Raw genomic sequence first — 24,897 nt, forward strand, 5'->3', positions numbered from 1 at the left:
TTCTGTACACTCTACATACTTTCCCTTCCAATTGTCAGAGGCTCATAGCTTTTCAAGCATGAATCGTTTAGAGATTTAGTACAATAAGACGTTCCTCTGTCATTTCCTCAATAGCGTATTTCGGACCTTCCTTCCCATTACCACTATTTTTCACACCACCGTATGGCATATGATCAACACGATATGCAGACGCATCATTTACGATTAGACCACCAACCTCAATTTCACGTGCAGCTTTCATCGCAAACTGTAAATCATTTGTGAAAAGTCCAGCCTGTAAGCCATAATCGGAGTCATTGACCTTTGCAATCACTTCATCTATTTCTTTATATGTTCCAACTGAAACGACAGGGCCGAAGATTTCTTCGCGACATACCTTCATATCATCTGACACATTTGTTAGAATAGTAGGTTCATATAATGCACCATTACGCTTTCCACCTAATGCAATCACTGCCCCCTGTTCAACAGCTTCATGAACCCAGCTCTCTACTCTCTCTGCTTCACGAAGACGAATCATTGGGCCGATATCTGTTGATTCATCCATCGGGTCACCGATAACAAGCTTTTCTGTATTTTTCTTTAATAAGTCAATAAATGCTTTCGCTATATCTTCATGGACATAAACACGTTGTACCGATATACAAACCTGACCAGCATTGTTAAAGCTTTTTTGGGAAATAAATGCTGCAGCTTGATCTAACTTTGCATCATTGTGGACAATTGTAGCTGAGTTGTTTCCTAGCTCTAGTGCTACCTTTCGCAGTCCTGCCCTCGAACGAATAGATTCACCTACACTAGGACTTCCGGTAAAAGTGAACATATTTACATCCTTGTTTTCCAATAGCCATTCGCCAATAGCTGGGCCGTCCCCTGTTAGGACTTGAAGACGCCCCTCGGGAAGACCTGCTTCTACCAATAGCTCTGCTAGCATTAGGGCTGATAGCGGTGTTACCTCTGCAGGCTTTAATACAACACTATTTCCAGCAGCTATCGCAGGACCAATCTTATGACAAACTAAGTTAACAGGGACATTAAATGGTGTAATTGCCGCAATGACACCTACAGGTACACGAACTGTAAAGGCCATACGATTCTCAGATCCTGGCGCTGATTCTACTGGAACCCCTTCTCCGTGAATTCGTTTTGCTTCTTCTGCAGAAATAATTAATGTTTGTGCAGCACGCTCAATTTCTCCTCTTGACTCACGAATTGGTTTTCCAACCTCTAAAGCAAGTACTTTTGCAAAGTCGTCCCGACGCTCAACCAATAGCTGTGCTGCCTTCATTAGCACCTCATAACGCGCATACGGTGAAAATGGGCTTTTTAATGCCTCCTTTGCACCTTGAACCGCAGCATCGACATGTTCCTTCCCAGCTACTGAAATATGTGCAATTACCTCTTGGTTATATTTATTTAGCACCTCCATTGTTTCTCCTGTTTGTTCCCATTTATTATTAATATATAACCCAAATTGTTTTCCTGCTGTTAATGTTGCCATGTTCTCCACTCCTTTATAATTGTTTAGCCATATTGCATTACCTCATCAGTTCAATCGAATATTGGTAAGTATCATGACGAAATTTCGTCGTTGTAAATTCAATCGGTCTATCATCATTTCCATAGCTAACTCTTTCCATCTTTAATAATGCCTGGCCCCTGCGAATACCTAGTAAATCCGCCTCCATAAGAGTCGCATTTATGGCAGAAATTTTTTCCTTTGCATGTTTTAACGTAATACCATTTCTCTCTAAAATTTCATAAAATGTTGCGCTATTTAAATCCTCGTTCATTAGCAATTTCCCGATATCATTCGGCCAACATGAGCGTTCAATTGCAACAGGTGTCTGATTTGCAAAGCGAAGTCGTTCAATCACAACGATATTCTCGTCAATTGGGAGCTTTAGCGTTGATTTTTCTGCTTGCAAATTCCCAGTTGTTTGAACCTGCAATAATTTTGAGCTTGGAAAAACTCCATTCTCAATTGCTTCTTCTGCAAAGCCTTTTAATTTCCCTAAAGAGCCTACAAATATTCCGGGTTTTATAAATGTTCCTTTTCCTTGCTTTTTCTCTAAAATTCCATCCTGAACAAGAAAGGAAATGGCCTGACGAATTGTCGTTCTGCTCACATTGAACTCTTCCATTAACTCATTTTCAGTTGGGATCATTGAATTCGGCTTCCATATCTTTTCTTGAATCCGTTTAATTATCGTATCTTTCACCTGCAAATATAACGATATTCGTTTCGAAGGCTTACCATTACTTCCCACTTCGAAAAACTCCCTTCAATATCTAAAGATTCTTACCTTCAAAGTGGAAGTAACAACCTTTTATCCTACCTTTCAAGTAGCTTTAGAAAAACTCAACGATGCTTTTCTATGTTTCTATTGATAAACATCCGTTTCTACATTTAGGAGGCGGCCAAGTTCAATTAACTGCTTTGTGACATCCCCGTATACTAATGCAAAATGAGGCTCATACCCTGAATTCATAAGGTCATATAAGGTTGTTGTCACATCTGAATTCAATTCTACTTCTACAGAGGTGCCAGTAAACGGCTGTTCTACATCAAGTGCATTTCCTTTCATCACAAGTAATCGATAACCATCAGGTGTATGGCTTACTCGGAAAATTGTCACTTCCCCAGCCTTAAGACCAAAGTCCATCGCTAACCCCATCTTACGGTTTGGATGTACACCAGCTGTTGCCCCTGTAGATGGATGCGCAAGTGAATAAGCTCCGGCCCCACAATGCCAAAAAACAACTGAGTTCTTTTCCTCGTTAACATGGACAAGGTCCCCTAAATATGGGGCATTTCCTCCAGTCAATTCTCTTAATAGATACATAGATAGTGAGCCATGTATATCTGATTCACATGAGGATACCATTCCATCCTCTGTTAGCTGTGAAAGCACAGAACATGGTGCAGCTCCTAAATCGTTGAAAAAGTCTGGCCAGCATCTCATTGCAATCGAATGAATTTGTTCGTCCTTAATATGCCTTTTTATATATGCTGAGAATTGAGCGAATTTTTTCACCGTTTCATCATTACGATTCAGGCCAATTACTTGCTGCTCCGCTCGATCAACCTCACCAATCCATTCATCCTCAGGAAGCTCTACACATTTTTGAAAGGCCTCTTGCAAATCCATCTTATGAAGAGTAACACCTAGCGCTTCTTTAAGCTCTGCCTCATTCGCATCTGAGAAAAAGAAACCTGGAGGATACTCTCCGACAACCCCAATTTTCAGGTTTGATAACGATTTAAGCACTCGCATAACAGCAAATTTTTGAAGTAATTCCTTTTGCAGTCTTTCTTCATCTGGGTTCCCAAAAACAAATGAAAATGGATGACGGTGATTGCGTAAAACATTGCTTGTGCTATTGCCACCAGTTAATGAATTTAGGCGCAGCCTCCCGCCAACACTTGGCTCACGAACAGACCATACAATGACTGGCTCCTTAAAAAACTCTAAAGCCTTAACGATGAATTCACCGTCAGCAAATGTGACACTTTGATATAAAATCGTATCTATATTAGTAGAAGCCTCTGATTGTAAAAATTGTTCAAGCTCTTCTACCGAAGTGAGGATTTCATTCGGAGCTATGATTGTATGCCCGCTTTCCTCAAACCATCGCATACTTTGACTACGATAAATTTCTCCTGCTGCTAAATCGAATGTTTTCCTTCCAATTGGAAGATACAAAATTGTTGTTTTCGACATCCTCTTTTCTCCCTTCACCATTGTGCATAAACACCCTTAGTCATCATTACAATAATGTCATACATCATTACCTTTTTGTTTAAAAAATTTTGAATTCATTGTTGCACTCAAAGTAATCTTATCTTGTGTTCGTAGGGTTTACACATTTCTATCCCAATTATTTTAGAGTAAATAAACACTATAAAGTCTCATGCTTTCCCAAAATACATAGTTACCTTTATTTGAAAAGTAGGTATCTTTAATACTATGATATGAAACCGTCTACAATATTTCAAGTGTTTTCTATATTTTTTTCTAAATATCTTTTATATAAGAAAAAGGACAATGATACACTCATCGTCCCTGTCTGTATAACTATCTTGTAAGCTTAAGATTATAATGATATTTATCACTGCGAAACTTAATCGTTGAAAATTCAATCGGCCGATCATCAAGGCCAAAGCTAAGCCTTTCTGTCTCAAGCATTGCTTCTCCACCACGTATTCCAAGCAAATCTGCCTCATATAAGGTAGCGTTAATTGCTGAAATCTTCTCATGTGCGCGCTTTAAAATGATGTCGTTTTGTTCTAGAATTTCGTAGAACTTTGCACTATTTAAATCAAGATTAATAAACAGCTTGCCAATGTAAGAGGGCCAGCATGAACGTTCTAAAGCAATTGGTACTTGGTCTGCAAACCGAATCCGTTCGATTACTAATACTTCCTCATCGTCCGGAAGGTTCAACATCGATTTCTCATGATAGAGGTCCTGCTTAAACTCAACGCGAAGAAGCTTTGAATTAGGTGTTAGCCCTTTTTCCATTGCCTCCTCCGCAAACCCCTTCAGTCTGCCATTTCCCGTTAATTGCTGAGACTTTACGATCGTACCCTTTCCTTGCTTCTTCTCTAATAGACCTTCCTGCACAAGAATAGAAATCGCCTGCCGCAAAGTAGTTCGACTTACATTAAACTCCTCCATTAACTCCTGTTCTGTCGGAATTAATGTGTTAGGGGGCCATACCTTTTCTTGAATTCGTTTAATAAGAATATCTTTTACTTGAAGATATAACGAAATATTCTTGTTAGGATCAACCTTACTTGCCAAATTTATATCTCCTTTCTCTTTATCCGCTAACAGATTCCCCTATTTTCAATCAATTCTTCATTCATTGATTCGCTTTCATCATAACTATTATAGCATACATTACTATCTTTTCATTGCACCCACCTCGTTTTTTTACAATTATTCCCTAACTGATAAATAGAAAAAGGCTGTTGAAAATCAACAACCTTTAAATAAGGAACCCATTTAAATCGTAGATACCTTCAAAAATAAATCCTTCCATTTCGATTCTTTACGGTAAAAGACAGGAGGATATCCAATCGGTGCATCCACGGTTACGTAGCCCCCCGAGTATTCTTGCCCGCTCCATAAATGGACCCACTTATCTTCTGGCAAATATACTTCCCATTCATTTTGCTTTTCTTGATGAACAGGTGCTACTAGGATATCCTCACCAAATAAGTATTGGTATTTAAGATCATAGGCTATTTTATCATTTTCATAATGCATAAAGAGCGGACGTTGAACCGGAATACCTCGTTCTGAATTAAGCTTCACTAATGACTTTGTATATGGAGCAAGTGTCACAAAAATATTGCTCATTCTTGCTAAGTGGTTCAATGATTCCTCGTCATCATCAAATTGGAAGCAATCATCAGGACGATTTCCTTCATGTGTTCTCATCATAGGAGTAAAAGCACCCATTTCAGACCATCTCATTAACAATTCCTTTGAACGCTTATTTCCATGGAGGCTTGTGTAGCCACCAATATCACTGTGGTGAAGACCACATCCAATCATCCCTGAAGACAGTGCAGCAGGAATGACAGATGCTAAGCCATCATCTAATGACCAGTCAACACTTTGGTCTCCCCCCCATAGCATTGTGCAATATTTTTGCACCCCTGTATATCCAGCACGCATGAAATAGACAACTTCGCCTAATTTTCCAGCTTCAGAAACCGCATCATAATTAATTTTCGCCCACATAGTTGGCCATGCATTATGCATAATACGTGCATCTACACCATTTTTCAGCACAACATCTGTTGGCAGATACTCACCGAAATCTGCCATCCAGCCATCTAAGCCAAAGTCAATCATGTTTTCTTTAATTACTTGCTTATACCATTCACATGCCTTTTCATTTGTAAAATCAACAACTCCGCAATAAAACTCGCCAAAATCAACTAAATAAACATCACCCTGAGCATTTAAGGCCAAGTACCCCATTTTCTCAGCTTCCTTATACAAGTCTCCCTCAATGGCTACATACGGATTGATATAGCCTAAGAAACGAACCCCTTTTTCCTTCCATTCAGGAATCTTTTTATCTAGTTGCGGATATTCCTGTTCATTCCATTTCCAATTCCACATTAAACGCTTTCCAAATGAGGTGATTCTCTTACCTTGCCAATCCTGACACCATACACCTGAAACCTTCATTCCAGCAGCAAGGGCTTTTTCCAATTTCCGCTCAACAATCTCCGTGCCTCCCTGAATCCCTAAGATGACTCCATCATAGACCCATTCTGGTAATTCAGGCTGCTTCCCAAACAAATTTGAAATTTTTTCAACAAGTTTTACATACGTTTCTGCCGTTTCAAAGATCATTGCTTTAGGGACTTCCCATATTTGCAATTCATGGAATTCTGAGTGACGAAAATCAAAATCTGCATATGCCGTTGTTTCTGTATGACAATAATATTTTTGACTAGATACATAGGTTGGCTGTGGAAAGTTTGTATTGTAATAATCACCGCCAGCTTTATCCTTTACATCTGCCTGCCATGTAACATATGTCTTTTTATTTCTACCAACTCCCGGTTCGGAAGTCCATAACGGGAAGTTCTTGCCTCTTAGATTAAAGTAAGATAGCTGTTCCCCACAGCCATAAACCTTTTCCTCAGGAGTAGCAGCAATTCTTAACCAAAATCGATTTATTGTTGGGTCATGATTTGTAAAATCTATTTTCAAACGTCCTTCCTCTTTCTTCAATGAAAGAGTTAGTACAGCCACTGAATTAGCTGCATTTGAAAGGTTTATGTTGATTTCATTGTCACTTTCGCTAATTTCTGCAAATGTAAGCGGGATCCGTTCAATGACATAGTCTTTTATATCGAAATTGCCGCGATACATATCGATTGTTTCTTGACCACGACCAACATAAATGATCGGTTGCTCCTTTGTATGGCGAAGCAGGACAACCTGATTTAATATGACCTCGAAGCCCGATTCTAGATTTTGAACAATTAATTTTGAATCATTTAGAGTGTTTTGCATCTTTCATCCTCCTCTATTATGCTGAGAAATTCGATTTATCAACCTTAACCTGTGTGACCTGCTTTTTCACATAGCTACTATATTTTGCATTCCATTTCTTCACTGAGATAAACGCTAAAATCCCAGTCACAACAGCTAAACCTAATAATGCTGGCCAGAAATAAGGTGACACGATTCCATCGGTGTATGCTAAACCAATCGGTGAGAATACGATATAAAAGCCAACCATTAAACCTAGTAAAATCACAGAAACACATAGTGCATATTTCCATGGCTGCATATCGACCTTTGGCTTTGGTGTAAAATTCCATGCTTCTTTACTTGGGGCGAACTTGCCAATAATCAGCATCATTGCTACCTCTGTAACAAACAGAATTCCATAAATGTGAATGTAGTTAATGTCCACCTTATATCCGAATAAGTGGTCTGTTCCCCATAGCAGCATATAATAAACAATCACATGGAAGATGATCGCAATTTTTGCCGCAATCGCCGGAACTCTTTTTGCAAAAATACCAATTAAAACAACAGCGATAACTGGAATATTAAAGAAGCCTGTAAAGCGACGGATTAGTTCCCATAAGCCGTCTGGTGCATACATTAATAAAGGTGATACACAAAAGCTAATTAATGCTAATACTGCTCCGAACCATTTACTTAGACTAAGTAGTTTTTCATCAGATATTGTCGGCTTTAATGGCTGTACCACATCTAAAGCAAACATTGTTGCAGCTGAGTTAATTAATGCATTAAATGTACTGAAAACAGCACCGAGAAGTACAACTAAGAAGAAGCCTTGCAAATACCACGGTAATATATTAGCTACTAGCGTCGGAAATGCTAAATCAACAGGATTCAAATCTCCCCCATACAAGTGGAAGGCAATAATTCCAGGTACCATCATAAATATTGGAACGAGCAATTTAAAAAATCCCGTATATAATACACCTTTTTGACCTTCTGCTAGATTAGCAGCCCCAAGTGTACGCTGAATCGCATATTGGTTCGTTCCCCAATAAAACAAGTTCGCCCAAATCATCCCTGTAATAATTGTCGAGAATGGTACTGAATCTGTACTTGATCCTACAGCATTTAACTTTTCAGGGTTATTTGTTGAGATAATCTTAAACCCTTCCATTAGGCTTCCATCTCCTAATTGGAAAAGTGCAATGGCTGGAATTAGTGTACAAACTAGCAATAATCCAATACCAATAAAGGTATCCGATACAGCAATCGCTTTCATTCCACCGAATATTGCGAAGACTGCCCCGATAATCCCGATCACCCAAACCATTAACCAAATCGCTTGTGTTTCTGAAATCCCGAACAAGCCTGGTACATCAAACAATTGCATAACAGCTAATGCACCCGAGTATAATGTTGATGGGATCGTGACAAGAACATAACCTAACATAAATAATAGAACAGCTAATCTTCTTACTCCTTCATCATAACGATCACGCAAAAATTGTGGCAAAGTTGTAAAAGCTCCACCCAAATATCGTGGCAGTAAAATAAGTGTCATAATCACAATGGCAATGATAGCTGTAACTTCCCATGCCATATTCGTCATATTCGCACCATAGGACTGCCCATTTAACCCAACCATTTGTTCAGCAGATAGGTTCGTTAAGATTAACGCCCCTGCAATAAAGCCGCCTGTTAATCCTCTTCCAGCTAAAAAATAACCTTCTGTCGTGGAGTTAGCTCCCTTTGTCTTCTTATATGTCCATATTCCCAATATTGCTATGAAAAATAAACATGAGAGCAACGTAAATAAAACATTTTGTTCACCCATTTATATAACCCCCTTACCTATTAATTAATAGAAAACCTCTATATTTTCACCTTTAATCCCAGGATATGCCCCTTTATCAATAAGAACCTTACGTTCCGGATGTGCAAGCAGCCATTTATTTTTCATAAACAACAATTGGTCCTCAGCTGTGTACTGCTCTGCCTTTCCATCAAGCGGTTCATTCGTTCCTTTAGGCAAAATAACAACTGCCTTGAATCCAGTATCCGTCACTCTGCAAGGTGCAAAATGAAGTGTTGTTCCATACAGCTCGAGCACTGTTCCCTCAGGCACAAAGAAAGCGGATACATCTTTAACGTGATAAGTATTATTCTCAATGTCTTGTACTCTACCTAATAAAAGGACAAAATCTGTTATTGCAATATTAATCTCACTACCTTTATGGTATTCTAGTCCATTTAACGTTGAATTACTACCATTACAATAACCGATTTGAATTGGCATACCGCCATAAAAGCTCTCCTGAAACTGTCGTTTACATGATGTTTGTTCTAACGTGGGCTCAGATGCTACATACACATTCCCTTCATGAGGAATATCTGTTTTACCCATCTGTATTTTTAATTCCTCAACGTCATAGTTTTCTACTATTCTGCCAAAATCCCGAAACTGACTATCTAACACATGATAAAAATTCAAATGTGGATTTTTATCTTTTAACCATTCATATGAACTCAAGGTTAATTTCCCCTTTTTTATAAAGGGCCCTTACAATGTCCCGTTAAAGAGCCCTTTCCCTTTTTATTTTACGATTGTTTCTTCTTTCACCGTGTTATCCCAAGCATTTCTAAACACATTCAAACCATAGTCTGTAAAAGGATGCTCAAAGCTATTTTTATACACTTCAAATCCACAAGTCACAATATTCGCCCCTGCTTTTGCTGCATCAACAATTTGCTTACCACTTCTTAATGCCGCAACGATTATCTCTGTTTCAAATCCATATGTTTTATAAATACTAGCAATATCTTGAATATACTGCTTTGTATCTTCTCCGTTATTCTCTTTCCAGCCGACGAAAGGAGAAACAAATGTAGCACCAATTCTTGCTGTTTGAATCGCCTGTGCTGGTGAAAATACTAGTGTTACATTCGTTGGAATGCCTTCTTTTCCTAATTCCTTAGCAGCAATAAGACCAGATTCTGTACAAGGGATTTTTATGACAAAATTTTCTGAAAGGGCAGCAATCTTTTTCCCTTCTGAAACCATCTCTTTTGCATCATCCAAATGTGGATTGATTTCAACAGAAATTGGGAAGTTATCCACCCCTCTAAACTCACTAGCAAATTCATCTACAACCGTTAAGAAAGGCTTCCCGCTATTCATAATGTGCTTAGGATTTGTTGTCAGCCCATCAATTCCCCAATTTTCATATGCATAACGAATTTCTTCCATGATGGCACTATCTAAAAAATATTTCATGAATCATACACTCCCTCAAATTTGTTATAATGTTTATTTTTTTATCATAACATAGTAACCTTTAATTAAAAGTTACTACCTTTAGTAATATAATATGAAAACGACTTCAAAAGTTCAAGTCTTTTTTTAAAGATTTTACTAGACGTTGAATTTATCGCTTTTCAAGTAATAAAACAAGCTTCAACATTGCAAAGTGAAAATAGCTCTCTTGTTAAAGGGAGTAAAAGCTGAAGAAAAGATCATTACCTTTTATGTTAGGCTTCTTTAAAAATTTAGGTACCAACTTCAAACATTGAAGGAAAAGATTATTTTATTAGAAAAACAGTTAAAGCAGGATGATTTAACACCTTTTTTGAAAACTCAAGAACCCCTTTTCCTTAGATACAAACTAGGTATCATTCCCCCTTCCGAGTAAAAGGATGTTAAATTTTATGAATTTTTGTCGATATAAAGTATAATAGTCATAGGTCTTATTTCACCCAAAATATGATTTACGGAATAAATTACATAACCAATGACCTATATTTTAGTTTTTACACTATTCATAAAATCGTAAAATGAGGTCCTTCAATAGCTCTAACAACACGAATCCCTCACCTAATTATTTCAGTTTTTTATATTTCAATAAAATAAAAGATAAAGGAGTTCTCGTTTTGAAAACAAGATTGAAGAAAAAAGTAAACTTCACATGGACAATTAATAAAAGATTATGGGTTTCATTTTTACTGATTCTCATCATTCCGGCAATCGTAATTGGAACATTTTCCTTCGAAAGGGCTTCACAAAAGGTTGAGGATCAGATGATGAAATCAGCCAATTCGAATGTGGACCTGCTTAACAATGTAATCAATCAATTTATTGAACCGAAAATGAGAGATGTTGAGCTTTTATCAACTGTCATTAATTCTGAAGCGATCAGTGTGAAAGAAAATTCCAATATCGGAGTTAGTTCGGAAGTGTCCAAAGAGCTTGACCGCTTTAAGGAAGTTCACCCTGAGCTTGAATTGGTCTTTGTCGGAACGGAAAGGGGAGTATACATTAACTCTCCTTCTTCAATGAAAAACCCTGATGATTATGATCCGAGAGTAAGAGATTGGTATAAGCTAGCAATGGATAATAAAGGGAAGGTTGTTATTTCTGCGCCTTATACATCAAATGCGACTGGCAATCTTGTCATTACAATTGCAAAAACAACGAATGATGGACAAGGTGTCGTTGCAACAAATGTGAATTTAAATGAGATAGGAAAAATTACAAGCGAAATCAAGGTTGGAACTGAAGGGTATGTTTATATCCTTGATTCAGAACATAAATTTGTCTACCATCCTGAACAAGAGCTAGGTAGCGAAGCACCTAAAAATGTTCAAAACGATAACCTGTATAAGAGTGATGCAGGTACATTTGATTACCTACATAACGGAAAAGACGAAAAGAAAATGTTCTTTACAACAAATGAGTTAACTGGTTGGAAGCTTGCAGGGACCATGTATTCAGATGAAGTTGACGAAGAGGTTAAATCCATTCTCATCACAACGATTATCGTCATTATTGCATCTGTTTTAGTTGGTGCTGCCCTTGTTACCTTTATCATTCGTTCGATTACTCGCCCATTATCAGCATTAATCAAGTCAGCTGATCAGATTGCAAATGGAAACTTAACTGAGCAAATTGACGTGAAGGGCAAGGATGAAATCGGAAAGCTTGGCAATAGCTTTAATACGATGGTTAATACACTGCGGTCGATTATTTTCAGCTTGAAGGATTCGATCAATCAGGTGGCATCATCTGCTGAACAGTTAACAGCAAGTGCCGGTCAGACAGCTCAAGCAACCGAAACCGTTTCTTCTTCTGCACAGGAAATTGCGAGCAGCTCAGAGCATACAACTGTGAAAATCGAAGAAAATTCAAGTGCGTTGAATGAGATTCAGCAGGCTGTATCAGGAATAAAGGATAGAACGAAAAAAGTAGCAGAGGTTTCAAGGGAAACTTCAAGTGAGGCTGAAGAAGGACGACAATTTGTTCAGAGTAGTTTGACACAAATGCAATCGATTAATAACTCGGTTAACGAATCAAATAAAGTTATAGCATCCCTATCGCAACGCTCTAAAGAAATTAGTGAGATTCTGACTGTCATCAGTGGGATTGCCGAGCAAACAAACTTACTTGCCTTGAATGCTGCGATTGAGGCTGCCCGTGCTGGTGAGCATGGAAAAGGCTTTGCCGTCGTTGCAGATGAGGTTCGTAAGCTAGCAGAACAATCTCAAGCATCAACTAAGCTTATTCATGATTTAATTACAAGCATTCAGCAAGATGCGGAAAAGTCGGTAAACGTAATGAATGAAGTGACCAAAAATGCCGAACAAGGTGTGCACATTACAAATGAAACATCACAAAAATTTGATGGAATCATGAACAGTATGAAAACCATCTCACCACAAATCGAAGAGATCACTTTTACAATCCAGCAAATTTCTGAAAAGGTTAACCAGGCTTCCAGCTCCGCAACCGAAATCAGTAACCTAGCAAAAGTAAATGCAGCTAACTCAGAGGAAGTAGCCGCTTCAACTGAAGAACAGCTAGCATCTATGGAGGAGATTGATTCTTCGTCTAAATCGCTTGCTACATTAGCAGAGCAATTAAGGGAAATGGTGGAGCAGTTTCGGGTTTAATGGGTTAAATGGTGTCTGGTGGATCTTTTATAACTTTCAATATAGTAAGTATTATCCTTTTCGAAATAATTCGTAAAAACATGCCCACAGAATTTAAAAAGTACCCTATTGGTAGACTTCTACTTTATAGGGTATTTTTTATTTCTTTGGGCTTTTTGTTTTTTTAGATCAAGTTATATTGGATCCGCGAGGTTTTGTTATATATTCAGGAATGCTGAATCTTCTACTAATTCAGATATAAAGCTAGGTTATGCGACTGTCGAGGGAAATTATCAAGCGTTTTAAAACTGTAGATTTGAAATAAAGTTTAACCGTTTATAAAAAAGTTATACCACTCACACTTGACGCATCGATAATTCTCGATATAATGAATTGTATAATATTAATTTTGTTGAGAATTAATCCTATATGGGTTCGAAGAAAGAGTGCGCACTTGACAATTCGATAATTCTCGATACAATGATTTGTATGAAACAAGTTGATATTTTTAAAGCATTATCTAATGAAGCAAGGCTCAAAATTTTAGAATGGCTTAAGGAACCAGATCTCCATTTCACTCCCCACGAAGGGATTGATATGAACAAAACCGGGGTATGCGTTAGTCAAATTACAGAAAAATTGGAAATGACGCAATCGACGGCATCTCATTATCTCTCAATGCTCTTACAGGTTGGACTTATAAAGGCTGACCGTATAGGTAAGTATACTTATTACAAGAGAAATGAAGATGCCATCAATGGGATCGCCGAGTTCTTGAAGCAAAAGAAATAACTGAGTGAAACTGAATTCCTTACGAATTCTTTGGAAGGATTCAGTTTCATTTCCGCTAGAATACATAGCTAGTATTCATGCTATATATTTTTTTGAACAATCATATCGACGATTAACGATATGTAGATATGAAAACAAATTTATAAGGAGTGACATCATTTGTCTAATACTTTGAAGATTTATATCTTGGCAATCGTTAGCTTTTTAGTAGGAACTTCCGAATATATTATTTCGGGAATTTTAGATACGATTGCAGATTCACTTGAAATAACTTTGGCTGCAGCAGGTCAATTAATTACAATATTCTCACTTGTATATGCAATATTTACACCTATTCTTATGGGAATAACATCTAGTATTGATAGACGTAAATTAATGATTTTTTCATTAGGTTTGTTCGTAATAGGTAATATCTTGGCATTCATCCTACCAGGTTACGGATTATTTGTAGTAGCTCGAGTAGTTATGGCACTCGGGGCAGGGATGGTTGTTGTTACAGCATTAACTATCGCTGCAAAGATAGCACCAGAAGGTAAACAAGGTAGCGCTATTGCTACAGTGGTTATGGGGTTTACGGCTTCATTAATCATAGGAGTACCTCTTGGAAGAATTATTTCTAGTTTATTAGGTTGGAAAGTTATTTTTGCTGGAATAGCACTGCTGGGAATTCTTGCAATGATAATTATTAGAGCATCTATTCCACTTATTAAGGGTGATAAGCCTGTACCACTAGTTAAACAGTTGGCTCTTCTTAAGAAAAGAAGGGTTATAATTGGATTAGCAATTACTTTTTTCTGGCTTGGAGGGTATTCAATTGCGTACACTTACCTTTCACCTTACTTGTTAAATATATCAGGAATAGAGGAAAAACTTTTAAGTGGTGTATTGCTGATTTTTGGTATCGCAAGTTTATTCGGTTCTAAATTTGGTGGATTTAGTACAGATCGTTGGGGAGTTCAAAAAACACTGTTAGGTGGAATGTCGTTACACATCATTACGCTAATATTATTATCTCTTGTAACAAATTCTTATATTAGTGTTTTAATAATATTAATACTATGGTCATTTGCTGCATGGTCATCAGGACCAACACAACAATATAACTTGGCTACAATCGAGCCAGAGTCATCAGGTATATTATTAGGCTTAAATCAGTCAGTAATGCAATTGGCAATGGCGGCTGGTGCAGGAATTGGAGGTATTTTTGTCGAGAAAGTATCACTATCTTCAGTTACCTGGATAGGCGCACTAGGAGTTACAATAGCTATTGTAGTAACTTTGGCACTTTCCCGAGCACAGTTAAGCAAGATGCCAGAAGAGTAAAAAAAATCATAACCCCTTAGTTATTAGGAAAGCAGGTTTAAATTAATAAATTAGAATAAAAAATTATTTATGAACTGGAATAATAAAGAGTAATTGATAAGTAAAATGATATGCTTAATCCAAGGTAAAAATAAATTTCCTCTACAACTAATAAGGGAGTTTGCAAAATATGGATTATGGAAATGATTAAACTTTTTTACAATAAATTTATATTTAGATAAAAAAGTAACTCCATTTTGATCAATCTTTTTTCAAAATGGAGTTTTGGTATGTCCTGTTAAATATGGATTAAAGGGTCTTTTTTAATCTATCTTAATTTTAAAAGCTACAAAAACAAGAAAACGGTCTTACTAATTGTAGTAAGCCATTATTTTATGTTATACAATCTTATGATGAATTGTTCGCATTTGAAAAGTTGACCAATGTTTTTTGACGAGGAATGTTCGTGATTTAGTGGAATCTTTTCACCGTTTTTCTTTTTGAAAATAGAAAAGATTCTTTTACCTCTTTTTATGGAAGTGGGGAAGCATGAGAACCATCCCACACTTCCCACATTTGCCTAGCTTCCCTTTATCCAAACTCTCATTTCACCCGGTTCCCGATTACACCACGTGTAATAAGGTACAGCTTTAAAGATGATCTTTGTATTTTTTTCAGAATATGGCAGATAAAGAGCTTCGTTCCAGTCTTTGTCATTTTCTCGAATTGCCTCGCCTGTAATTGTGACGACGCCGTCTAGTAAGTCTTTTTCATAGGTTGTATTTAGTTTACTTGAATTCGGTATAGAGATTAGGTGTAGTTGGTTTCCGTTGTCAACCTCTTCTAAACAGTATACAATTGGACCTCGTTGTAGGGCAATTTTCCCTGCATTTTCTCTTACCTTTGGGTTTGCTTGGATTCTTTCAATCTCCATTGGGAATTCTAACTTGATTGTATCTTGATTTTGCCATTCTCGTTTTATATAGACATAGCCATCTTTGCATATCGCTTTAATATCTACTTTTTCACCATTTATCGTCATCTCAGCTTTTCTTGCCCAGCCTGGGATGCGGAAGGCGAGGGTGAATGTTTGATCGCTTGCTAGATTAATAGTCACCTCAACTTTTCCGTCCCATGGATAATTTGTAGTTTGTTTAATCGTTACATTTTCTTCATTGATAACGAATCGGGCCTCGTTGCCAATGTATTGATTAATAAACAGTTCTTTGTCTTCCTGCAAATAAATATAGTGACCAATTGAGGCAACTAAGCGAGCAATATTTGGTGGACAGCAGGCACATTTAAACCATTTTTGTCTAACAGGTTTTACATGATGGTGATCGTGACGATGTTCACAGACTGCTGGTGTTACTTCTAATGGATTGACATAGAAAAATTTCTTGCCGTCTAGATTCATGCCACTTAATATCCCGTTATAGAGAGCTCTTTCAATCACATCTGCATACTCTGCGTTTTTTTCGACTTTCAGCATGCTATTTGCCCAGAAAACCAATCCGATTGAGGCACATGTTTCTGTATATGACGTATCATTTGGTAAATCATAATCAAATGAAAAGGCCTCTCCAAACTCCATTGAGCCAATTCCAGCGGTAATGTACATTTGTTGATGTGTAACATTTTTCCATAATGTTTTACATGCATCTAGTAATGATTTATCACCTGTTTTTTTCGCTAACTCAGCCATTGCAGTGTACATATATACTGCTCTTACTGCATGACCTACAGCCTTTGTTTGCTCTCTTACAGGTAGATGTGATTGATGGTAGGCTAAATCGTCGTTCCACCAAAATGGTTTAGTATCCTCACGTTTTTTGGCTTCTTCGCGGAAATAATGTGGCTGCTGTCCCCTTTGATCAATAAAATACTTACTGAGATTCAGGTATTCCTCATTTTCTGTTACATTGTACAGTTTAACTAAAGCCAATTCGATTTCCTGATGACCTGGATACCCTTGAAGCTTTCCTTCCTCTTTACCAAAAACAGTAGCAATATAATCTGCGTATTTGCACATCACTGAGAGAAATTTTCGCTTCCCAGTTGCTTGATAATAGGCAACAGCTGCTTCGATTAAATGCCCTGCACAATATAATTCATGATTATCACGCAAGTTGGTCCAACGATTGTTTGGCTCCTTTATTGTGTAATATGTGTTTAAATAGCCATCTTCCTGCTGAGCCTTTTCTAGTAAATTGATAACTGAATCTGCTAATTGTTCTAGGTCTGGATCTGGCTGATTCTCTAAACTGTAGGCAACAGCTTCAAGCCATTTTGCAAGGTCACTGTCCTGAAAGACCATTCCATAATATTCACCTGTTTGTAATCCTGCGGCAATTTTCACATTTGCAATTGCATGACTCGGATCTGTATTCGGAAGCTCATCATTCAATGCCTTCCACTGATAAGGAATCACCTCGTTTTTAATCACATCGATTTTTTTACTCCAAAAATCATCGTTCACTTTAACTAATTTTTTTCCTTGTTTGCGTGTCATTGTCATCTTATCGACTCCATTCCAAGAATTTGGGTAGCGTGGAGAGCAAAGTGGGAACGTTCCCTTTCCTTAATGAAAGCATGAGAACTATCCCTCCATTTCACTTCACCGATCCACTCGTTAACCCTGTAATAAAGTAACGCTGCAGGAAGAGAAACAAGATGATGATTGGGAGGAAACCGATGATGGCTCCTGATGAGAGTAATCCCCAATCAGTTCCATATTGTCCGACGGCTAGGTTTGTTAGTCCGACGTTTAATGTTCGCATATCATTAGCATTGGCGAAGACTAAGGCGATAAGAAAGTCGTTCCATGTTGTATAAGCAGAGAATATTGCAACTGTTGCTAACCCAGGCCATATTAAAGGCAAGGAGATGCGAAAGAAATTTTGAAATTCACTAGCTCCATCAATCATCGCTGCTTCTCGTAAACTACTAGGAATTGCATCAAATGAATTTTTCAACATAAATATCGCAAACGGTAGTTGGAACGTCACATAAATCAGTACAAGGGCAAGATGTGTGTTCATTAAATTTAGATTATTAATAATTGAAAACAATGGAATTAATAGCCCATGAAATGGGATCATTAGCGTAATCATTATTAGCAAGAGTAGAATGTTCTTAAACGGGATATTCAGCTTCGAAAATCCATACGCTCCTAAAGCCCCGATAAACGTTACAGCTACAACTGTACAAATCGTTAAAATGGCACTATTAGCGAGAAAGGTAATAAAACGGCCACCCTCTAGAGTAAAGATGTTGCTATAGTTATCAAACGTTAGGTTTTCTGGTATCCAACTTGGTGGATATTTCGTGATGTCACTTGGTATTTTCAATGAGGTGCTGACAATCCATAGAAACGGTAATAAAAATAAAATCGTCACGATGATATTGATGAGATAGGTAAATTTACTATTTTTTAACTCAACTAAAATGGCCTTCACCACCTCCACCTCCTTAATTTTCCTCTGGACTTCGTAAAAGCTTCATTTGAAAGACACTCAAAAGAATAAGGATGATGAGTAAAATTATCGTCATCGCAGACCCATAGCCAAAATGGAAGTACTTAAATGATGTATTGTAAATATGGTGAACAACTGTTGTCGTTGTACTTGAAGGACCACCATTTGTCATAATCAAAAACTGTTCAAATGCGAGCACAGAGCCAATGACTGAGATAATCAACGATAGACCGATGGATGGTTTGAGTAACGGCAAAGTGACATAGAGAAATTGCTGCCACTTAGTGGCGCCATCTGTTTTCGCTGCCTCATATACCTCTTGGGAAATCGATTGTAAGCCTGATAATAAAATCACCATCGTAAAGCCAGCCATTTTCCAAACAATCATAAACGATATCGCTGGTAACGATGTACCTGCGTTTCCCATCCAATGGATCGGGTACTCAATTAGCTTGAATTCCATGAGATAGAAATTAATTAATCCATAAATATCGTTATACATCCATAGCCACATTAAACTACTAGAAACCATCGAGATAACAACGGGCATGAAATATACGGCACGAAAAAGTGCGGTGCCTCTTAACCGGTTATTAATCAGTAATGCTAAGACTAGCCCTACTAGGAAAAGTGCCGGAGTAATAAGAAGTGTATATTTTGTTGTAAACCAAAGTGTATTCCAAAATTCTTTGTCCCTGAAAAGATTCAAGTAGTTTTCAATTCCGATAAACACCTTTTCTCCAAGTAAAGGCCAATCAAAAAATGACATAATAAACGACTGAATAAATGGGTAAATAAAGAACACGACATTTAGTAAGACTGCTGGGAGAATAAAGAGAAGATGACTTAGCTTATATTTCCGTTTTCTTTTCGTAAGAGCTACATTCAGATTTTCATTCCCTTTGACATTCACAAACAATCACCACCTTAAGCTTGGGGATGAAAGGGACTAAATATCCCCCTCATCTGTCGATCATTTTCCTAGTATGCTATTAATCTCGTTATGAGCTTCTTCAAATGCTTCTTCTGGACTAACCTGACCTTGTAATGTCTTCTGCATCGCATCTAACAGTGGTTTACTAAATATTTCAGTGTACTTCGTTGTATATGGTGTACTTGCTACTTTAAGAGATTCGGCGAACACTTGGTATCGAGGTTCATTTTTAAAATACTCATTGTCGAAAAAGTCCTCTCTTACAGGAATGGTTCCATTTTTTGCGAATAGTTCAACCTGTAGCTCCTCAGATAAGGCAAACTCAATGAATTCCATTGCTTCTTCCTTGTACTTAGAGACAGCTGGAATCGCAATTAATTCGCCACCTGCGAAGGAAGAGTGCTCTTTGCCTTCATTTTTTGGAATCATCGTTACACCAAAATTAAGATCAGGAAAATCTGTAATAAGCTTTCCAAGATTAAAATTTCCACCAAGCATCATACTCGCTTTACCTGAAGTAAATGCATCGTCAGATTGTCCGCCCGTATACGTAATGACACCAGGTGGCGTGACTTTATCGTCATAGGTTAACCCTTTATAAAACTCAAGTGCTTCAACCGCTTCAGGAGAATTTAGCACAGATTCGGTTCCATCCTCATTCAGGATATCTCCCCCATTCCCCCAAATCATCGGCAAAAATGTAAAGGCATATGAACCTAAATCTCCGCCATTAAACACATAGCCAAATTGGTCACCAGTCGTTAGTTTTTTTGCATAGTCTCGTAGCTCCTGCCATGTTTCTGGTGGATCCTCTGGGTCAAGACCCGCTTTTTCAAAATGGTCCTTATTATAGAAAAGTGCTGACACATCGGCGCTAAATGGAACCGCGTATTGCTTTCCATCATATTGTCCTAAGCGAGACATTGCATCAATGAACTGATCCTTATATTCCAAGGAGTCGACAAACCCAGATAAATCCTGAAATGCACCAATGGATGAAAAATATGGTGCTAGAATTAAATCAATCGAGATAATATCAGGTCCTTCATTTGCAGACAATGCACTCGCGAATTGGTCTGATAGATTGTGATTTGGGAAAGACGTAACTTCAACTTTAAAGCCATGATCCCCTTTATTAAACTCCTCCGCAGCAGCGCGGACATTTTTTTCACTTGCTTCTCTCGTCCACATTTCTAAAATAATTTCTCCCGAATCACTAGAACCACCATTTGACTCCTTGTTATTTGAACAGCCTATAATAAAAGAAAGGATTAAGCCTAATACAACTGTCAACTTTATAAGTCTAGATATCCTCATAGAGGTACCCCCTATCTTTTGTGTAAACCCTCTCATAGAAACTGATAAAAACTTAGCCCTACATCCATTTACCTACTACATACATGTTTCTGAAATTCTTTTGCTCATTGTCTAGTCGAAGTCTCCTAACCCCCTATTCCGTTGTTTCAATTTGTATAGGATTATTTTACTCTCGTAATCTCACAAAAAATATAAGCGTTTTCAACATGAATTTATACTATCTGAACAAGTTGGGACATAGGATTTATACTATCTAAACATTATGTAATAGGGAGTGATGAATTTGATTCAAATCGTAGCCCCCCCACTACCAATGTATATTGCTGGCGGAAAAGAGACCTATCGAAGTGGAGAAGAACATCCAAATCGATACAACATCACTGTTTTCGATTTAATCATCGTCACAAAAGGATGCCTCTATATGATTGAAGGAGAAGAAAAGTTCACAGTTGAGGAAAAAAACGCCCTCATCCTAGGCCCAGATCAACACCACTATCCGTTCGCCCCTTGTGATAAAATGACACAGTTCTACTGGTTCCACTTTACAACACCGTGTGACTGGACCTATGCACCAGGTATTCTATCAACTCAATTAACCAAACAGCAGTTACCATCATTTGACCGAAAAACGATTAACCCATACAAGGAAAAAAAGTTCACCCTCTTAATTCCAAAAATATGCTTGATAAAAAGCTGGGAAACTGTCACCTCACTTTGTGAAAAGCTATTATACTTCGACGGAGATATGAGATTCTCTTGGGAGTGGGAAAAACAAATGCTCTTCTTACAACTACTACACGAAGTCGCCAACAGTAAAATAATCGAACACTCCTTCCGCTCCGTCATCATTGCAGAAAAAGCCGCTACTTACTTGAGAAATCATATGAAGGAAAAAATAACATATAAAGATTTGGGGAAGGCATTAAACTTTCATCCTAATCATATTTCAAGATGTATGATCGAACATTTAGGCTGTACCCCAACAGAATATTTATACCAACTTCGGATTGAGAAGGCGAAGATTCAATTAATTACGACTGACCAGAGTATTGAGCAAATCGCGGAGAAATGTGGGTTTAATCAGGTATCTTATTTTAGTAAGAAGTTTAAGTTAAAGGAGGGCATTTCGCCAAATGAATATCGAAGACAGTTTTCGAAGCATCGGGTGATTTAAGCGAGGGAGTGGTGGCTGTAATGAGACGGCTCTTCCACTTCCTATATGAGTAGGAAGTATGAGAACCGTCCCCAATCTCACATTATCCCGCCTCTATTCCCAGCCTATTTAACAGTCCACATACTTAATACATTCCATCAAATGATAGACCTTAAAATTTTTCACAAATTATTCACATTTATACGAAAAGATACGCTCCTTTTTCTTTCTTTCACTATATATCTTCTATGAAAGGAATTTTAAAAAAGAAAGGATAGTGATTGATGATGCCAAAACATCAAAAGTTATTTACTGATTTTTGGGAAGACCCGATTATATTAGAGGAAATGGATCCTGTCGATAAGTACTTTTATCTCTATCTTCTTACAAATCCAAATACGACAAAAACTGGAAGGTATTACATTACAGAAAAACAAATGGCAGTTGAATTGGGTTATTCGATTGTTAGAGTTCGCTTGCTATTGGAACGCTTTATCAAGCATTTTAAGTTAATTCGTTACAATCCTGAAACGGAAGAGCTTATCATTAATGACTGGAGGACTTTCATAAAAGGATAAATGGATGGATAGGGACGGTTCTCACATTTCTACTCTAGGAGAAACGCCCCTTTTATCCTTTTCTATAGAAGGATAGATGGTGGCATTCCACTCTAATGAAACAACCCCGACTCCTCTGATTTCTTCATAATTCGTTTGACTGACTTGTTTAAAAGCTTCTTTAAGAATGTACCGATGATGAGAAAGAGAACACCGAATAATACTAGAAATAGGACATCCCTCATCACCCGTTCAGGAACAATGCCGCCAACTGCTTCACGCATGAGATCGACACCATACGTAAAAGGCAGAAACGGACTTATTGTTTGAAAAAACTTCGGTAGTAATGCAATTGGATATGTTCCACCTGAACCGGCGATTTGTAAGACAAGAAAAACGATCGCAACTGCTTTTCCAACATTGCCAAGAACCGAAACAAGTGTGTACACAATCGTCATGAACACAGCGCTAATCAATAAGCCAAATAGGACAAATTGAAGCGGATGGACGATGTTTACCTTTAAAATAAAGATATCACCAATCGTTACGATGAGTGTTTGTGCTAGACCAATGCTGACAAAGGTAAGGAGCTTGCCATAATAGATTTGTCTTTCTGTATAGTCTTCATGATGATGTACCTCTGTTGTCAGCAAGGAAACGAGCAGCAATGCACCAACCCATAACGATAATACTGTATAAAATGGAGTCATCCCTGTTCCATAGTTTTCAATCGGGAACACACTATTTTTATTTAGAACGACAGGCTCTGCAAAAAAGCCCTTTTCAGCACCTGGATCATTTTTCAAAAGATCGATAATACTCCGTAAATCAGCATCCTTTTGAAATTCACGAATCCGATCGGCTAATTCATTCACCTTCGCATTTACATATGGATACTCATTTAAAACATCGACTAATAATGTCTGCCCTTCTGATAATGTGCCCTTCGTATTGGAAATAAGCTTATCGACAGCGGGGATCGTTTTTTGCGCCTCAATTAATAGTGCTCGTGCATCTGCCATTGTCTTTTTCGCCGAGCTAACCTCTGCTAATACCCTTGGCTCTATCGTTTCATGATATTCCTTTAAAAAGGCGTCAATTTGTGTTGCGGTTTGCTTTGATTTTTCATTCAGGTTTGTGATGAACTGGTCGATTACTGTTTGTTTGTCAGTAAGAAAGCCTTTGATATCATTGCTTTCTGTTTGAATCAATTGCAGGGCAGTCTTCAACGACTGTAAATCATTTAATGCCTGGTTTAATTGGTCACCTGACTCGTTATTCGCTTCGCCCTCTTCCTGCGGCTCCCCGTTTTGCTCTTGAAGTTGCTTAATTGCGGCTTCAACAGCTCCAATTCGCTCGATAGACTCTTGTACTCGGTCATCCAGCCGCTTGGCTAACTCCTGACCTGTGCTCATATCGATGTCTTTTCCTTGCAGGCCTGAAGTAAACTCATTGATATCATGTGCGATTTGCTGCGCCCTTTTTAAATCAGCTTCAACCTTTGGGGCGAGCTGATTAAGTCTTTCCTCTGCTGCTTGAAGCAATTTGGTTGTTTCATCAATCGTATGTAGGCTACCTCCTACAACCTCCGTTGCCTTCGGAAGCATTTGACCAGCCTTATTCAAAAGTGCTTGTCCATCCTTTGATTCGTCGTAAGCATCTGATACAAGCCGATTGATTTCAGGCAATCGTTCTTCAAGCTGAAAGACATATCCCTCAAATCGTTCGATATCCGATTGGTCCTTTTCAAGCGTCACACCAATCTCATTAAAAAGGCTAAAAATAGTCCCATTTACTTCAGAAATAAATTCACCTGTAATTTGTTCAACTATTGCCGAAGCCCCCTTCTCGGTAATTTTCGGGGAAATCGCATTTACCTTTTCGTTTACATAGTATTCGATTTCAGCCTTTTTCGGCTCATCGTTAAGAACTGTAGCAAGCTGTGCAGAGAAATTTTCCGGAATGATGACAACAGCATAATAATCACCATATTCGAGTCTATCTAAAGCCTTGCTCCGATTCGTGAAATGCCAATCAAGGCTATCATTGTTCTTCAAGCTTTCAACGACTTCACTCCCAACATCAATGTCCCTATCTCGAATCGTTCCCCCCTTATCCTCATTCACAACCCCAATCGGGAGCTGATTCGTCTGACCATACGGATCCCAAGAAGCCTCAATATTTAACCATGCATATAAGGAGGGCAAAAAAATTAAGCCTCCTATTAAAATGGCTGCTACCCAATTCGTAGCAATCGTCTTCCAGTCACGAAAAAATATCCTTACACTCTTCATCAATATGCTGCACCTCACATGGAATCGTTGAAACGTTCCTAAAGCTTCCAACCTTTTTTATTACTATCCCTTCTTGTTAGATGAATTATGCTCTGTTGGGATTAAAGAAGTGCTAATGCGTACAAGAAGTAAATGGG

18 protein-coding genes are annotated in these 24,897 nt (G+C 37.9%); 5 read left to right on the forward strand and 13 right to left on the reverse strand.

Translation table 11 applies throughout. The features are described from left to right. Window positions 1-67: 67 nt before the first annotated feature. The 8 genes from ACTJJ9_RS02530 to ACTJJ9_RS02565 form a co-directional block, all read right to left on the reverse strand. Entirely contained in the window at window positions 68-1,501 is a 1,434-nt protein-coding gene (locus ACTJJ9_RS02530; protein ID WP_145580306.1) for an aldehyde dehydrogenase family protein, read from the reverse strand. A gap of 37 nt (window positions 1,502-1,538) precedes the next feature. Then, on the reverse strand, window positions 1,539-2,270 hold the full coding sequence (locus ACTJJ9_RS02535; protein ID WP_145580304.1) for a GntR family transcriptional regulator: 732 nt from the start codon (window positions 2,268-2,270) through the stop codon (window positions 1,539-1,541). Window positions 2,271-2,384: 114 nt separating this feature from the next. Next, window positions 2,385-3,725 carry a sulfoquinovose isomerase gene (gene sftI / locus ACTJJ9_RS02540; RefSeq protein WP_145580302.1) on the reverse strand — a complete coding sequence of 447 codons (1,341 nt, stop codon included), beginning with the start codon at window positions 3,723-3,725 and terminating at the stop codon, window positions 2,385-2,387. A 354-nt stretch (window positions 3,726-4,079) separates the two neighbouring features. Continuing rightward, window positions 4,080-4,808, reverse strand: a complete 729-nt coding sequence (locus ACTJJ9_RS02545; RefSeq protein WP_145580300.1) for a GntR family transcriptional regulator — start codon at window positions 4,806-4,808, stop codon at window positions 4,080-4,082. A 204-nt stretch (window positions 4,809-5,012) separates the two neighbouring features. Beyond that, on the reverse strand, window positions 5,013-7,049 hold the full coding sequence (locus tag ACTJJ9_RS02550) for an alpha-glucosidase (RefSeq protein WP_145580298.1): 2,037 nt from the start codon (window positions 7,047-7,049) through the stop codon (window positions 5,013-5,015). Between the two features lie 16 nt (window positions 7,050-7,065). Next, window positions 7,066-8,847 (reverse strand): solute:sodium symporter family transporter, encoded by a 1,782-nt coding sequence (locus ACTJJ9_RS02555; RefSeq protein ID WP_145580296.1) that lies wholly within the window; start codon window positions 8,845-8,847, stop codon window positions 7,066-7,068. 24 nt (window positions 8,848-8,871) lie between these two features. After that, a complete protein-coding gene (locus tag ACTJJ9_RS02560) occupies window positions 8,872-9,543 on the reverse strand; it encodes a DUF4867 family protein (RefSeq protein ID WP_145580294.1) in 672 nt (223 codons plus the stop codon). Window positions 9,544-9,606: 63 nt separating this feature from the next. Continuing rightward, window positions 9,607-10,287 (reverse strand): transaldolase family protein, encoded by a 681-nt coding sequence (locus ACTJJ9_RS02565; RefSeq protein WP_145580292.1) that lies wholly within the window; start codon window positions 10,285-10,287, stop codon window positions 9,607-9,609. A gap of 653 nt (window positions 10,288-10,940) precedes the next feature. On the opposite strand from ACTJJ9_RS02565, the gene ACTJJ9_RS02570 reads away from it, so the two are divergent. The 3 genes from ACTJJ9_RS02570 to ACTJJ9_RS02580 all read left to right on the forward strand — a co-directional run bounded on the left by ACTJJ9_RS02570 (window position 10,941) and on the right by ACTJJ9_RS02580 (window position 15,050). Next, window positions 10,941-12,956 carry a methyl-accepting chemotaxis protein gene (locus ACTJJ9_RS02570; protein ID WP_186324088.1) on the forward strand — a complete coding sequence of 672 codons (2,016 nt, stop codon included), beginning with the start codon at window positions 10,941-10,943 and terminating at the stop codon, window positions 12,954-12,956. Between the two features lie 468 nt (window positions 12,957-13,424). Continuing rightward, the gene (locus tag ACTJJ9_RS02575; protein WP_145580371.1) at window positions 13,425-13,727 is read left to right on the forward strand and encodes an ArsR/SmtB family transcription factor; all 303 of its coding nucleotides are present in this window, start codon (window positions 13,425-13,427) and stop codon (window positions 13,725-13,727) included. 159 nt (window positions 13,728-13,886) lie between these two features. Beyond that, the gene (locus tag ACTJJ9_RS02580; RefSeq protein WP_145580288.1) at window positions 13,887-15,050 is read left to right on the forward strand and encodes an MFS transporter; all 1,164 of its coding nucleotides are present in this window, start codon (window positions 13,887-13,889) and stop codon (window positions 15,048-15,050) included. 559 nt (window positions 15,051-15,609) lie between these two features. Here the strand turns inward: ACTJJ9_RS02580 and ACTJJ9_RS02585 are convergent. From ACTJJ9_RS02585 to ACTJJ9_RS02600, 4 genes are all read right to left on the reverse strand, one after another. After that, window positions 15,610-17,547 (reverse strand): beta-L-arabinofuranosidase domain-containing protein, encoded by a 1,938-nt coding sequence (locus ACTJJ9_RS02585; protein WP_255451758.1) that lies wholly within the window; start codon window positions 17,545-17,547, stop codon window positions 15,610-15,612. 94 nt (window positions 17,548-17,641) lie between these two features. Next, window positions 17,642-18,487 (reverse strand): carbohydrate ABC transporter permease, encoded by an 846-nt coding sequence (locus ACTJJ9_RS02590; RefSeq protein WP_255451757.1) that lies wholly within the window; start codon window positions 18,485-18,487, stop codon window positions 17,642-17,644. A gap of 13 nt (window positions 18,488-18,500) precedes the next feature. Then, window positions 18,501-19,418, reverse strand: a complete 918-nt coding sequence (locus ACTJJ9_RS02595; protein WP_255451756.1) for a carbohydrate ABC transporter permease — start codon at window positions 19,416-19,418, stop codon at window positions 18,501-18,503. Between the two features lie 60 nt (window positions 19,419-19,478). Beyond that, window positions 19,479-20,756, reverse strand: coding sequence for an ABC transporter substrate-binding protein (locus tag ACTJJ9_RS02600; protein WP_145580286.1), 1,278 nt, complete (start codon window positions 20,754-20,756; stop codon window positions 19,479-19,481). Window positions 20,757-21,039: 283 nt separating this feature from the next. On the opposite strand from ACTJJ9_RS02600, the gene ACTJJ9_RS02605 reads away from it, so the two are divergent. Continuing rightward, complete coding sequence (locus tag ACTJJ9_RS02605) at window positions 21,040-21,930, forward strand: AraC family transcriptional regulator (RefSeq protein ID WP_186324087.1); 891 nt, start codon at window positions 21,040-21,042, stop codon at window positions 21,928-21,930. A 263-nt stretch (window positions 21,931-22,193) separates the two neighbouring features. Beyond that, window positions 22,194-22,487 (forward strand): hypothetical protein, encoded by a 294-nt coding sequence (locus ACTJJ9_RS02610; RefSeq protein ID WP_440768435.1) that lies wholly within the window; start codon window positions 22,194-22,196, stop codon window positions 22,485-22,487. A 92-nt stretch (window positions 22,488-22,579) separates the two neighbouring features. On the opposite strand, the gene ACTJJ9_RS02615 is transcribed toward ACTJJ9_RS02610, so the two are convergent. After that, window positions 22,580-24,760 carry a YhgE/Pip domain-containing protein gene (locus ACTJJ9_RS02615; protein WP_145580281.1) on the reverse strand — a complete coding sequence of 727 codons (2,181 nt, stop codon included), beginning with the start codon at window positions 24,758-24,760 and terminating at the stop codon, window positions 22,580-22,582. Window positions 24,761-24,897: the final 137 nt, after the last annotated feature.

The organism is Metabacillus sp. 22489, from assembly GCF_052044855.1.
Classification (GTDB): domain Bacteria; phylum Bacillota; class Bacilli; order Bacillales; family Bacillaceae; genus Metabacillus; species Metabacillus niabensis.

Bases quoted from the DNA above. Each gene is read 5' to 3' on its own strand.
- ACTJJ9_RS02575 (WP_145580371.1), top strand. From the start codon at position 13,425: ATGAAACAAGTTGATATTTTTAAAGCATTATCTAATGAAGCAAGGCTC.
- ACTJJ9_RS02530 (WP_145580306.1), bottom strand. From the start codon at position 1,501: ATGGCAACATTAACAGCAGGAAAACAATTTGGGTTATATATTAATAAT.
- ACTJJ9_RS02600 (WP_145580286.1), bottom strand. From the start codon at position 20,756: ATGAGGATATCTAGACTTATAAAGTTGACAGTTGTATTAGGCTTAATC.
- ACTJJ9_RS02555 (WP_145580296.1), bottom strand. From the start codon at position 8,847: ATGGGTGAACAAAATGTTTTATTTACGTTGCTCTCATGTTTATTTTTC.
- sftI (WP_145580302.1), bottom strand. From the start codon at position 3,725: ATGTCGAAAACAACAATTTTGTATCTTCCAATTGGAAGGAAAACATTC.
- ACTJJ9_RS02550 (WP_145580298.1), bottom strand. From the start codon at position 7,049: ATGCAAAACACTCTAAATGATTCAAAATTAATTGTTCAAAATCTAGAA.
- ACTJJ9_RS02585 (WP_255451758.1), bottom strand. From the start codon at position 17,547: ATGACAATGACACGCAAACAAGGAAAAAAATTAGTTAAAGTGAACGAT.
- ACTJJ9_RS02610 (WP_440768435.1), top strand. From the start codon at position 22,194: ATGATGCCAAAACATCAAAAGTTATTTACTGATTTTTGGGAAGACCCG.
- ACTJJ9_RS02615 (WP_145580281.1), bottom strand. From the start codon at position 24,760: ATGAAGAGTGTAAGGATATTTTTTCGTGACTGGAAGACGATTGCTACG.
- ACTJJ9_RS02565 (WP_145580292.1), bottom strand. From the start codon at position 10,287: ATGAAATATTTTTTAGATAGTGCCATCATGGAAGAAATTCGTTATGCA.